At 67.9% G+C, this 13085-nt stretch carries 12 protein-coding genes; 7 read left to right on the top strand and 5 right to left on the bottom strand.

Translation table 11 applies throughout. The features are described 5' to 3' along the window. Entirely contained in the window at positions 1–1104 is a 1104-nt protein-coding gene (locus ACLIVD_RS24605) for a branched-chain amino acid aminotransferase (protein ID WP_317567664.1), read from the bottom strand. 63 nt (positions 1105–1167) lie between these two features. Beyond that, positions 1168–2268: a glycine cleavage system aminomethyltransferase GcvT gene (gene gcvT / locus ACLIVD_RS24610; protein ID WP_283334233.1), complete on the bottom strand. Its 1101-nt coding sequence runs from the start codon at positions 2266–2268 to the stop codon at positions 1168–1170. 121 nt (positions 2269–2389) lie between these two features. Between gcvT and ACLIVD_RS24615 the strand changes: the two genes are divergently transcribed. Further along, complete coding sequence (locus ACLIVD_RS24615) at positions 2390–3907, top strand: leucyl aminopeptidase (protein ID WP_280782601.1); 1518 nt, start codon at positions 2390–2392, stop codon at positions 3905–3907. Positions 3908–3973: 66 nt separating this feature from the next. Here ACLIVD_RS24615 and ACLIVD_RS24620 read toward each other — a convergent pair whose 3' ends face one another. Then, positions 3974–4312, bottom strand: coding sequence for an oxidoreductase (locus tag ACLIVD_RS24620; protein ID WP_283334231.1), 339 nt, complete (start codon positions 4310–4312; stop codon positions 3974–3976). Between the two features lie 329 nt (positions 4313–4641). Between ACLIVD_RS24620 and sucB the strand changes: the two genes are divergently transcribed. From sucB to ACLIVD_RS24645, 5 genes are all read left to right on the top strand, one after another. Further along, a complete protein-coding gene (gene sucB, locus ACLIVD_RS24625; RefSeq protein ID WP_283334230.1) occupies positions 4642–6369 on the top strand; it encodes a 2-oxoglutarate dehydrogenase, E2 component, dihydrolipoamide succinyltransferase in 1728 nt (575 codons plus the stop codon). A 91-nt stretch (positions 6370–6460) separates the two neighbouring features. Continuing rightward, complete coding sequence (locus ACLIVD_RS24630; protein WP_491930806.1) at positions 6461–7351, top strand: TIGR01777 family oxidoreductase; 891 nt, start codon at positions 6461–6463, stop codon at positions 7349–7351. Positions 7352–7399: 48 nt separating this feature from the next. Continuing rightward, positions 7400–8176 (top strand): lipoyl(octanoyl) transferase LipB, encoded by a 777-nt coding sequence (gene lipB / locus ACLIVD_RS24635; RefSeq protein ID WP_283334228.1) that lies wholly within the window; start codon positions 7400–7402, stop codon positions 8174–8176. A 52-nt stretch (positions 8177–8228) separates the two neighbouring features. Next, the gene (gene lipA / locus ACLIVD_RS24640) at positions 8229–9239 is read left to right on the top strand and encodes a lipoyl synthase (RefSeq protein ID WP_005561159.1); all 1011 of its coding nucleotides are present in this window, start codon (positions 8229–8231) and stop codon (positions 9237–9239) included. Between the two features lie 73 nt (positions 9240–9312). Then, entirely contained in the window at positions 9313–10071 is a 759-nt protein-coding gene (locus ACLIVD_RS24645; protein ID WP_005247752.1) for a DUF4191 domain-containing protein, read from the top strand. Positions 10072–10136: 65 nt separating this feature from the next. On the opposite strand, the gene ACLIVD_RS24650 is transcribed toward ACLIVD_RS24645, so the two are convergent. Continuing rightward, on the bottom strand, positions 10137–10613 hold the full coding sequence (locus ACLIVD_RS24650) for an RDD family protein (protein ID WP_280784820.1): 477 nt from the start codon (positions 10611–10613) through the stop codon (positions 10137–10139). A gap of 211 nt (positions 10614–10824) precedes the next feature. On the opposite strand from ACLIVD_RS24650, the gene glnA reads away from it, so the two are divergent. Next, complete coding sequence (gene glnA, locus ACLIVD_RS24655; protein WP_005247755.1) at positions 10825–12261, top strand: type I glutamate--ammonia ligase; 1437 nt, start codon at positions 10825–10827, stop codon at positions 12259–12261. Positions 12262–12375: 114 nt separating this feature from the next. Here the strand turns inward: glnA and ACLIVD_RS24660 are convergent, their stop codons facing one another. Beyond that, a complete protein-coding gene (locus tag ACLIVD_RS24660) occupies positions 12376–13062 on the bottom strand; it encodes a DNA alkylation repair protein (protein ID WP_283336606.1) in 687 nt (228 codons plus the stop codon). Positions 13063–13085 lie beyond the last annotated feature (23 nt).

A 13085-nucleotide genomic window follows, 5' to 3' on the forward strand; every position in this document is an offset into this window, starting at 1 on the left:
TCAGCGCAGTTTGGTCATCCACCCGTGGGTGTCGGCGAACGTTCCCCGCTGAATGCCGGTCAAAGTGTCGCGCAGGGCCATGGTGACCTCGCCGGGCTCGCCGTCGGCGATCGTGAATTCACCCTCGGCCGACTTGACCCGGCCGACGGGTGTGATGACCGCCGCCGTACCGCACGCGAACACCTCGGTGATCTCGCCCGACTTGGTCTTGGTGCGCCATTCGTCGGTGCTGATCCGACGCTCCTCCACCGCGAACCCGGCGTCGGTCGCGAGGGTCAGCAGCGAGTTGCGGGTGATACCCGGCAGCAGCGAACCGGACAGGGACGGCGTCACGAGGCGGGCGTCGGAACCGGAGCCGAACACGAAGAAGAGGTTCATGCCGCCCATCTCCTCCACGTACGACCGCTCGATCGCGTCGAGCCACACCACCTGGTCGCATCCCTCGTCGGCGGCCTGCGCCTGCGCGAGAAGCGAAGCCGCGTAGTTGCCCGCGAACTTGGCGGCGCCGGTGCCACCGGGTGCGGCGCGCACGTACTCCGTCGACAGCCACACGCTGACCGGCTTCACACCACGCGGGAAGTAGGCGCCTGCGGGCGAGGCGATCAGCAGGTAGCGGTACTCGTCGGCCGGACGCACCCCGAGTCCGGCCTCGGTGGAGAACATGAACGGGCGAAGGTACAGCGCGTCCTCACCACCGGCGGCGGGCACCCATTCGTGGTCCAGCTCGAGCAGTTCGGTGATCGACTTGACGAACAACTCCTCCGGCAGTTCCGGCATCGCGAGACGGCGAGCCGACGTCGCGAGTCGTTCGGCGTTCGCCTCGAGGCGGAACGTCGAGATGCCGCCGTCGGGCTGCCGGTACGCCTTCAGCCCCTCGAAGATGGCCTGTCCGTAGTGCAGCACCATCGCGGCGGGGTCGAGCTGAAGCGGCCCGTACGGTTCCACCTTGGCGTCGTGCCAGCCGAGCTCCGTGGAGTAGGTGATCGACACCATGTGGTCCGTGAAGTACCGGCCGAATCCGGGCGCCGCCAGTATCTCTCGCCGTACCTCGTCGGAGGTGAGGGCGGGATGCGGGATGCGAACGAACTCGGTGACACCTGTCATGCCCGTGATCTTATCGAACGCCTTCCGCCGCCCCACGGCCGACAGGTCGTCCGCGACAGGCGCTTACTTGGTGTTGATCTCCACGAACGGCGGAGACACCACCTCGGCGCGCAGCGAGCGCCCCCGGACGTCCACGGCGATCTCGTCTCCCGCCGACACGCCGGCTCCGGAGTCGAGCAATGCCAATGCGATCCCGGCCTTGAGCGTGGGCGAGAACGTGCCCGACGTGGTCTCGCCGATCGACTCGCCGTCGCGCAGCACGGTCTGACCGGCTCGGAGTACCCCGCGGTCCAGTGCCTTGATGCCCCACAGCTTGCGCGCCGGGCCGGACTCCTTCTCGTCGGTGAGCGTCTCCTTGCCCCAGAACTTCGGCTTCTTCCACCCGATCGCCCAGCCGCATCGCGCCTCGAGCGGGGAGATCTCCAGGGACAGTTCGTGACCGTGCAATGGGTAACCCATCTCGGTGCGCAACGTGTCCCGGGCACCGAGACCGGCGACCTGGCCGCCGTGCGCGCGGACCTGCTCGACCGCGGCCCGGAACAGCGTCTCGCTGTCCTCCCAGCGCGGCAGCAGTTCGAATCCGATCTCACCGGTGTACCCGCTGCGGCAGACGCGGACGGGAACCCCGTCCCAGGTGGCGTCCGCGAAGGCCATGTACTCGATGTCCGTCGGCAGGCCGAGCGCGGTGAGCACCTCGGCCGACTTCGGACCCTGGACGGCGATCACACCGAAGTCCCGGTGCTGGTTCTCCACCGTGACACCCTCGGGCGCCGTGGCGGCCAGTGCCGCGACCACGTCCGCGGTGTTGGCCGCGTTGGGGACGAGGAACACCTCGTCGGGGCTCACGAAGTAGGCGATCAGGTCGTCGATCACGCCGCCCGACGGCGTGCAGCACAGCGTGTACTGCGCCTTGCCGGGCCCGATCTTGTCGAGATCGTTGGTCAGCGCCGAGTTGACGAAGGCGGCGGCGCCGCTGCCCCGCACGAGGGCCTTGCCGAGGTGGCTGACGTCGAACACCCCTACCGACTCGCGCACCGCGGTGTGCTCGGCGACGACACCGGCGTACGAGACGGGCATCTCCCAGCCGCCGAAGGGAGCGAACGTGGCCCCGAGTTCGACGTGAACGGCGTGGACGGGACCCTGCGACAACTGCTCCTCGGTCATGGGCCTCAACTTATCCGACCCCAGGGCGCACCGGGTAGGCGACGGCGGACGAGCACTACCATCGGGACGGACGTCGACCATCCGACACCACCCGATCCCGAACCGCTGCAGGAGAGACACCGTGAGCACTCACACAGCCCGACCCCTCGGACCACAACTCGCCCTCGCCGGCACCGTCGGCAAGCGGGTGGACGTGCTGGTGATCGGGCTGACGTCGACCTCGGACGGCCCCGAAATCGCGCTCGGCGACGGCCTCGTCGACGAATCGGTGCTGGCCGGTCTGCTCGACACACTCGTCGCGGTGGGGGCCTCCGGCAAGGCGGAGGAGACGACCCGCATCCCCGCACCCGACACGCTTCCGGTCGACAGCGTGCTCGCCGTCGGACTCGGTTCCGCCGAGAAGCTCGACTCCGAGCAGATCCGCAAGTCCGCGGGCGCCGCGGCGCGATCGCTCAGTGGCGTCGGCACCGTCGCGACCACCCTGTCGGTACTCGATCTCGGTGCGGCAGCCGAAGGTTTCGCCCTCGGCGCGTACCGCTTCAACGAATTCAAGTCCGCGAAATCCGCCCCCGGCCCCGACGCACAGCCCGTCTCGCGGGTGGAGCTGCTGGTCTCGTCTCCGCGCGCGAAGGAGGCGAAGGAGACCCTCACACGGTCCGCGGCGATCGCCGACGCCGTCGCCACCGCCCGCGAATTCGTCAACACTCCCCCGAGCCACCTGTTCCCCGCCGAATTCGCCGACCGCGCAAAGACTCTCGGCACCGACGCCGGACTGAAGGTCGAGGTCCTCGACGAGAAGGCGCTCGAAAAGAACGGGTACGGCGGCATCCTCGGGGTGGGCAAGGGCTCCTCCCGGCTGCCGCGACTCGTCCGATTGACCTATTCGGCCAAGAAGCGCAACGCCCCCAAGGTCGCGCTCGTCGGCAAGGGCATCACGTTCGACACCGGCGGCATCTCCATCAAGCCCGCCGCAGGCATGGAGAACATGACGTCCGATATGGGCGGCGCCGCAGCCGTTGTCGCCACCGTGGTCCTCGCCGCCAAGCTCGGACTGCCCGTCGACGTCACCGCCACCGTGCCGATGGCCGAGAACATGCCGTCGTCCACCGCGCAGCGTCCCGGCGACGTCCTCACCCAGTACGGCGGAACCACGGTGGAGGTCATCAACACCGACGCGGAGGGACGCCTCGTCCTCGCCGACGCCATCGTCCGCGCATGCGAGGACGACCCCGACTACCTCATCGACACCGCGACCCTCACCGGCGCGCAGATGGTGGCGCTGGGCAACCGGACGCCCGGTGTCATGGGCACCGACGAGTTCCGCGACCGCGTCGCCGCCATCTCCCAGGAGATCGGCGAGAACGCGTGGGCCATGCCGATGCCCGCCGAACTGCGCTCGGACCTCGATTCGAAGGTCGCCGACCTCGCCAACGTCACCAACCATCGCTGGGGCGGCATGCTCGCGGCGGCCCTGTACCTGAAGGAGTTCGTCGCCGACGGCGTCCAGTGGGCACACATCGACGTCGCCGGACCGGCCTACAACTCGTCGGGACCGTGGGGATACACCGGCCGCGGCGGCACCGGCGTGCCCGTGCGCACCATGATCTCGGTGATCGAGGACATCGCCGCCAACGGATAGGCGCTCCGCGCCCGTGCGCCTTTCTGGTTGCTCCGGCTACCAGAAAGGCGCACGGGCCCGAAGGGCCTACAGGTCGCGCTCGCGTTCCCGCTTCCGCTCGATGCGGCGCCGCGCGTCGTGGTCACGCATCCGCTGCGGGTAGCCGGTCTTGCGGACGTCGTACACGGGGATGCGGAGATCCTCGCCGAGTTTGCGGGCGCCACGTTCACCGCCCACCCGGCGCCGGGTCCACTCGCCGTCCGCCGCGACGAGCACGACAGTGACTTCCGTCACTGTCGTCCGAGGTTCCACGTAGCCCTCCACACCGAGGTGCGTGCGAGTCCAGTTCGCGAGATATGCGACGTCCTCCGGGGACGCCTGAGATCGGCCGGACCGAGGCCGCGAGAATCGGTCGAACAAGCCCACGTCGAGCCTCCTCGAGTGCGTGCGCCGGACGATGCCTGCGACTGTCCTCCAAGTTTGCCAGCGAACGCCCGGTTTCCGCCGCACACGAAAACTACTGGCCGGTAGCGATTACGTCGCGACACACCGGAGTCCCCGACGGGTGCCCCTCGGCGGACACGCCCGCCGGATCAATGGAAAGATGTGGAGCGCCGACACAGCGAGTGGGTGACGACGAATCGGAATTACCTGCAAGTAGACGCAAGACACGTGCATCTCGAAGCACAATGGTTCACGACCACAAGTCGACAAAATTCAACAACCCGAACACAACTGTCGAGGAGTCAAAAGACATGGCCTTCTCCGTCCAGATGCCAGCGCTTGGTGAGAGTGTCACCGAGGGAACTGTCACGCGGTGGCTCAAGCAGGAAGGAGACACGGTCGAAGTTGACGAACCCTTGCTCGAAGTCTCCACGGACAAGGTGGACACGGAAATCCCGTCTCCCGTGGCCGGCGTTCTCAGCAAGATCGTTGCTCAGGAAGACGACACCGTGGAAATCGGTGGCGAGCTTGCCGTGATCGGCGACGCCGGTGAGGCTCCTGCCTCCGACTCCGCTCCCGCACCCGCCGCCGAAGAGCCCGCCGCCGAGCCGGCTCCCGCCGCGGAGGCGCCTGCCGCCGAGCCTGCGCCCGCAGCATCCGGCAACGGTTCCGCCGAGGGCACCGCCGTGAAGATGCCCGAATTGGGCGAGTCCGTCACCGAGGGCACCGTCACCCGCTGGCTCAAGGCCGTCGGCGACGAGGTCGCCGTGGACGAGCCGCTCGTCGAGGTATCCACCGACAAGGTCGACACGGAGATCCCGTCCCCCGTCGCCGGTACGCTCCTCGAGATCAGCGCCGAGGAAGACGACACCGTCTCCGTCGGCGGTCAGCTCGCCGTCATCGGTTCGGGTGCGCCCGCCGCCAAGCCGGCCGCGGAACCGAAGCCCGAGCCGACCCCCGAGCCCGCGAAGCCCGCTCCGGCCCCCGAACCCGCGAAGCCCGAACCCGCGAAGAGTGCCCCGGCACCGGCAGCATCCGCGCCGGCTCCCGCAGCCGCCGCACCCGCTCCCGCGGCCACGTCCGGAGACAGCACCCCGTACGTCACCCCGCTGGTGCGCAAGCTCGCTGCGGACAACAGCGTCGACCTGTCCTCGGTGACGGGCACCGGAGTCGGTGGCCGCATCCGCAAGCAGGACGTCCTCGCCGCCGCCGAGGCCAAGAAGGCACCGGCCGCCGCTGCCGCGCCTGCTGCCGCACCGGCCGCCGCCGCTGCTCCCGCAGCCGCCTCCGCCGGGGTCCGCCCCGAACTGGCGCACCTGCGCGGAACCACGCAGAAGGCCAACCGGATTCGCCAGATCACCGCCACGAAGACGCGGGAGTCGCTGCAGTCCACGGCGCAGCTCACCCAGACCTTCGAGGTCGACGTCACCAAGATCGCGGCCCTGCGCGCGCAGGCCAAGAACACCTTCCTCGAGCGCGAGGGCGTCAAGCTCACGTTCCTCCCGTTCTTCGCGAAGGCCGTCGTCGAGGCGCTGAAGTCGCACCCGAACATCAACGCCAGCTACGACGAGGCGAACAAGCAGATCACCTACTACGACGCCGAGCACCTGGGCATCGCGGTCGACACCGACCAGGGCCTGCTGTCCCCCGTGATCCACAACGCCGGCGACCTGTCGCTGGCCGGACTGGCCCGCGCCATCGCGGACATCGCCAAGCGCGCCCGCTCCGGTGGGCTCAAGCCGGACGAGCTGTCGGGTGGAACGTTCACGATCACGAACATCGGCAGCCAGGGCGCCCTGTTCGACACCCCGATCCTCGTGCCCCCGCAGGCCGCGATGCTCGGAACCGGTGCGATCGTCAAGCGTCCCGTGGTCGTGACCGACGAGTCCGGCAGTGAAAGCATCGGCGTCCGCTCGATGTGCTACCTGCCACTCACCTACGATCACCGCCTCGTCGACGGTGCCGACGCCGGCCGCTTCTTGACCACCATCAAGCAGCGTCTGGAGCAGGGAGCGTTCGAGGCCGACCTCGGCCTCTGATCGTCACCGGACTTCGAGCCGAACGTAGTTTCGCAGGGGCACCATTTCCAGCAGGGATGGTGCCCCTGCGCTGTGAAGGAGGCTGTTGCACATGCGAGTGGTCATCGCCGGTTCCTCCGGGCTGATTGGCACCGCTCTCGTCTCGTCTCTCCGCGGCGACGGTCACGACGTCGTCCGCCTCGTCCGCCGGTCGTCCGCGGGTCCCGACGAGTCGCGCTGGGATCCGCAGAAGGACCGGATCGACACGGGGATCCTCGCGGACGCCGACGCGGTCGTGAATCTGTGCGGCGTCGGGGTCGGCGACAAACGCTGGACCGGGGCGTACAAGCAACTGATCCGGGACAGCCGCATCGCCGCCACCGACGTCCTGGCCGAGGGTGTCGCCGAGGCCGGGGTGCCCGTGTTCGTGAATGCGAGCGCGGTCGGCTACTACGGCGACACCGGCGACCGGGTCGTCGACGAGACCTCGCCCTCCGGGACAGGTTTCCTCGCGGACACCTGCCGCGACTGGGAGGCCGCGACCGCCCCCGCCCGCACCTCGAAGACCCGGACGGTTCTGCTGCGGAGCGGCATCGTCCTCTCCCCCCACGGCGGCCTGCTCGGCAGGCTGAAGACCCTGTACTCGTTCGGGCTCGGCGGCCGGCTCGGCAACGGACGCCAGTACCTGTCGTGGATCTCGTTGGAGGACGAGGTCGATGCGATCAAGTTCGCCCTCGCCCGCGACGACGTCGCCGGACCCGTGAACGTCACCGGCCCGGCGCCCGTCACCAACGCCCAGTTCAACGGCGCCGTCGCGCGGACGCTGCACCGCCCCGCGCCGTGGATCGTTCCCGGGTTCGCGCTCAGCGCGCTGGTCGGAGAGTTCGCGCAGGAAGGCGTTCTGGCCGGACAGCGCGCGATACCCACGGTGCTCGAGAATGCGGGATTCCGGTTCCGGCACAACACCATCGGGGAAGGGCTCGACGCCGCCCTCATGCGGTGAACCCAGGTCGTGGTGGTGCCTCGGCGGCCCCGGCGTAACCTCTAGCGCATGAGCAGCGCGACACAATCCGCCCGTTTCAGCCCCTCCCCGATTTCCGTCGAACACCTCGGCACGATCGGGTACGTCGACGCCTGGGATCGACAGCGCGAGCTGGCGGCCGAACGCGCCGAGAACGCGGGCACCGACACGCTGCTCCTGCTCGAACACCCGGCCGTCTACACCGCGGGGCGCCGGACCGAACCCGAGGACCGTCCGACCGACGGCACTCCCGTCATCGACGTCGACCGCGGCGGGAAGATCACCTGGCACGGTCCGGGACAGCTGGTGGGCTACCCGATCGTCAAGCTGGCCGAACCGGTCGACGTCGTGCGGTACGTACGACGGCTCGAGCAGGCGCTGATCACCGTGTGCACCGACCTCGGCATCGACTGCGGCCGGGTGGACGGTCGCTCCGGTGTGTGGCTGCCTGCGTCCCTCGACAACGGGCAGTGGCTGCCCGAGCGCAAGGTGGCGGCCATCGGGGTGCGGGTACAGCGTGGTGTCGCACTGCACGGCTTCTCGCTCAACTGCAATTCCGTTCTCACGGGGTTCGACGCGATCATCCCGTGCGGTATCCGCGACGCCGGGGTCACGTCGCTGTCGCGGGAACTGGGCCGCGACGTCACGGTCGAGGAGGTCACGCCCGCAGTCACGGCGGCTGTCGTCGCCGCGCTCGACGGCGAACTTCCGGTGACCGAACACGACATCGAGCGGGTGACGTTCGACTCCGCCGCCGCCGGCCCGACGTCCTCCGCGCCCACCTTCACTACTGTTCAGTACGGTTGACGACCGCTCCCCGGCCCGCCGGGTGCGACGGGCCGGGCGTACCATCGACCGCGTGACTGTGGCCCCAGAAGGACGCAAATTGCTCCGCCTCGAGATCCGAAATGCGGAGACTCCGATCGAACGCAAACCGAACTGGATCAAGACGAGAGCGAAGATGGGCCCGGAATACTCCGAGCTCAAGAGCCTCGTCAAGCGCGAGGGTTTGCACACCGTCTGCGAAGAAGCCGGCTGCCCCAACATCTACGAATGCTGGGAAGACCGCGAGGCGACCTTCCTCATCGGCGGTGAACAATGCACCCGCCGCTGCGACTTCTGCCAGATCGACACCGGCAAACCCGACGACCTCGACCGCGACGAACCCCGCCGCGTCGCCGAATCCGTCCAGGCGATGGGACTGCGCTACTCCACCATCACCGGCGTCGCCCGCGACGACCTCCCCGACGGCGGCGCCTGGCTCTACGCCGAAACCGTCCGCCTGATCCACCAGCTCAATCCCGGCACCGGCGTCGAACTGCTCATCCCCGACTTCAACGCCAAGCCCGATCAGCTCGCCGAGGTGTTCTCCACCCGCCCCGAGGTGCTCGCCCACAACGTCGAAACCGTCCCCCGCATCTTCAAGCGGATCCGGCCCGCGTTCCGCTACCAGCGCAGCCTCGACGTGATCACCGCCGCCCGCGAAGACAACCTCGTCACCAAGTCCAACCTCATCCTCGGGATGGGCGAAACCCCCGACGAGGTCACCCAGGCGTTGCACGACCTGCACGACGCCGGCTGCGACATCATCACCATCACCCAGTACCTGCGCCCGTCCCCCCGCCACCACCCCGTCGAGCGGTGGGTCAAGCCCGAAGAGTTCGTCGAGCACTCCAAGACCGCCGAGGAAATCGGGTTCGCCGGCGTCATGGCCGGACCCCTCGTCCGCTCCTCCTACCGCGCCGGCCGGCTCTACGCGCAGGCGATGGCCCACCACGGCCGCGAATTGCCTGCAGGACAGGCACATCTCACCGAAAGCGGCGATGCGTCGCAGGAGGCGAGTTCCCTCATGGCGCGGCTCGCCCGCTGACCTCCCCGCGTGCGCGGTGGTCGACACCGGACGGGTCATCACCGCGCACGGCCAGGGACGTATCCTGAAGAGCATGGCGAACGGCAGTAAATCCGGTAAAGCGGGCAAACCCAGTAAAGAAGCAAAGGCAGCCGCCAAGGCAGCCCGCAGGCAGGCGTCGAAGGAACGCAGAACTCAGCTCTGGCAGGCGTTCCAGATGCAGCGCAAGGAAGACAAGCTGCTGTTGCCGCTCATGCTCGGCACGCTCATCGGACTCGCGGTGGTGTTCTTCCTCGTCGGTCTGATCTGGGGCCTCCAGTGGTTCCTTCTCCCGATCGGTCTCCTCCTCGGCGTGCTCGGAGCGTTCATCATCTTCGGCCGGCGCGTCCAGAAGACGGTGTACGGCAAGGCCGAGGGCCAGGCAGGCGCGGCCGCCTGGGCGCTCGACAACATGCAGGGCTCCTGGCGCGTGACCAGTGCGGTCGCGGGCACCACGCAGCTCGACGCCGTTCACCGCGTGATCGGGCGACCCGGCGTCATCCTCGTCGCCGAGGGATCGCCGCAACGCGTGAAGTCGCTCCTGGCCCAGGAGAAGAAGAAGACGGCGCGCCTCGTCGGCGACACCCCGATCTACGACATCGTCATCGGCAACGACGAGGGACAGGTCCCGCTGTCGCAGCTGCAGAAGCATCTGAACAAGCTCCCGAAGAACATCGACACCAAGCGGATGGACGCCATCGAGTCGCGGCTCGCCGCGCTCAGCAGCCGCGGTGGCGGCGCCGCACTGCCCAAGGGTCCGATGCCCGGCGGCGCGAAGATGCGTGGCGTGCAGCGCACCATCCGTCGTCGCTAGAAGCCTGTCGCCCCACTACTCCGCCCGATGTCGATCCGACATCGGGCGGAAGACGTTCCAAGGGGTCAGCGCGTGCGAATCAGGGCGGTGCCGGTGGCCCGGTCCTGCATGCCACGACCGTCGATGTCCGTGATGGTCCCGGGCACGACGAACACGAGCAGCGCCTGACGCACCAGGGCCCGGACGAAACCGACACGGGCGGGTCCGTCCACCCGCGCCACCTGCATGCCGAGGAACAGCTGCCCCGGCGTGAAGGAGAACAGCGACACCGTGGCGACACCGACGACGAACCAGACGAGCAGAGTGAAGGTCGAGAACGGACCCTCGAAGAAGTTGTCGCCGATGATCAGTGCCGCGACACCCGCCGACGACACCCAGTCGATCATCAGCGCGGCGAGACGGCGTCCCGTGCTCGCGAGCGAACCGGGACCTTCCGCCTGCAACCCGAGGCGCTCGCCCCGGAAGGACTGCGTCGTCTCGTCCGCGCCGTCCGGCAGTGCGGCCGAAGGTCCGGAAAGCCAGGAACCGGTGATACGTGCCATGCTGTCCAGGATAGGCGTCGCGTCTCCGAGGACCTCACACCGGAGGTTTGGGCTGTGTGCGCAGTCACAGCCGGTGTAAAAGCCCAGGAAGATTCGACGCGTAACACGGGCGAAACAAAAGGTTGACCAGCGGGCAACACCAAGTCCTTACCGTCTGGCTCGACGAATTCGCCAATATCCACTTGGCTGAAGCGACTTAAGGAGCACAAGCGTGGCGTTCACCACGGCCGAAGAGGTCATCAAGTTCATCAAGGACGAGAACGTCGAATATGTCGACATCCGGTTCAGCGACCTGCCGGGCGTGCAGCAGCACTTCTCGATCCCGGCGTCCGCGTTCAACCAGGACGTCTTCGAGGACGGCCTCGCGTTCGACGGTTCGTCCGTCCGCGGCTTCCAGTCGATCCACGAGTCGGACATGATGCTCCTCCCCGACGTCGCCACCGCCCAGATCGACCCGTTCCGCGCGGCCAAGACGCTGAACATCAACTTCTTCGTGCACGACCCGTTCACGCGTGAGTCCTACAGCCGCGACCCGCGTAACGTCGCGCGCAAGGCCGAGGAATACCTGAAGTCGACCGGCATCGCCGACACCGCCTTCTTCGGCGCCGAGGCCGAGTTCTACATCTTCGACTCGGTCCGCTACGACTCCGGCATCAACGGCGCGTTCTACGAACTCGACTCCATCTCGGGTTCCTGGAACACCGGCAACGACGTGAACGCCGACGGCAGCCCCAACCTGGGCTACAAGGTCCGCCCCAAGGGTGGATACTTCCCCGTCGCTCCGTACGACCACTACGTCGACCTGCGCGACGAGATCTCCACCAACCTGCAGAACGCGGGCTTCGAGCTCGAGCGCGGCCACCACGAGGTGGGCACCGGCGGACAGCAGGAGATCAACTACAAGTTCAACACGCTGCTCGCGGCCGCAGACGACCTGCAGCTGTTCAAGTACATCGTGAAGAACACCGCCTGGCAGCACGGCAAGTCGGCCACCTTCATGCCGAAGCCGCTGTTCGGCGACAACGGCTCGGGCATGCACGTCCACCAGTCGCTGTGGAAGGACGGCAAGCCGCTGTTCCACGACGAGGCCGGCTACGCGGGTCTGTCCGACATGGCGCGTCACTACATCGGCGGCATCCTGCACCACGCACCGTCGCTGCTGGCGTTCACCAACCCGACGATCAACTCGTACCACCGTCTGGTGCCGGGCTACGAAGCCCCCATCAACCTCGTGTACAGCCAGCGCAACCGCTCGGCGGCCGTGCGTATCCCGATCACCGGCAACAACCCGAAGGCCAAGCGCCTCGAGTTCCGCGCCCCCGACTCCTCGGGTAACCCCTACCTGAACTTCGCGGCGCAGATGATGGCCGGCCTGGACGGCATCAAGAACAAGATCGAGCCGCAGGCTCCCGTCGACAAGGACCTCTACGAGCTCCCGCCGGAGGAGGCCCGCAACATCCCGCAGGCTCCCACCAGCCTGTCGGCCGTCATCGATCGCCTCGAGGCCGATCACGACTACCTCACCGAGGGTGGCGTGTTCACGTCCGACCTGATCGAGACGTGGATCTCGCTGAAGCGTGAGCAGGAGATCGCTCCGGTCAACCTGCGTCCGCACCCCTACGAGTTCCAGCTGTACTACGACGTGTGAGTCGATAGCTTCAGTCGAGCCCACCCGCGCCGCGATCACGACACCGATCGCGGCGCGGGTGGGCTCTTCTGCGTCCGGTCACAGGTGGCCGCCGCGGTCGTCGGGTCGAACCTTCTATTCGCCGCCCTGTCGGCGCACCATCTCGGTGATCCAGATGGGCGCGAACGGGGACGTGCATCCCGGAGAGGTCGGGTAGTCCTTCAGCACCTCGAGGCGCTCACCGATGTCGAGTGCGCGGGCGCGGTACCCGGCGTGCTCGATCCCGATCTGGGCCAGGCAGTGGTTCATCGCCCACTGCAGGCGATCCGGGGCGTCTGTCATCTCCGCCTCGATGACGTCGAGCAGTCCCGCGAGGTCGAGGCCCTCGGGCTTCTTCGCCACGCGTTCGGTGGTCAGCGCCCAGCCGGCACTGGCGACCGCGGGATCCGGATCGGCGGACCACGCCAGGCGCAGGTCCTCGGCGTGCGGGTTCTTCTTCACCACGTAGTTCACGAGCCAGTCGTGCACCTTGGGTGCGCGCGCCTCGCGCAGCATGACGTCCAACTCGTCACGCTCGAACGCCTTCGGGCGGCAGATCAGGATCGCCAGCAATCGTGCCGCGGTATCACCCGTCTCCCACAGCCGGTACGCGAGTTCCTGCTGAGTCTTCAGCCTCTTCGCGAGCGCGCGCAGCTTGCCGAGGTTCACCCCGTGATCGTCACCGTGCTTCTCGTTCACCTCGCGTGCCTTCGGGTCCTCGAGCTCGGCCAGCTCGGCCATCACCTCGGCCACCGTGGTCTCCGTCAGCGCCGTCTCGGCCACCTGAGTCTCCTGTCCGTCACATG

The organism is Rhodococcus sp. G6(2025), assembly GCF_058628105.1.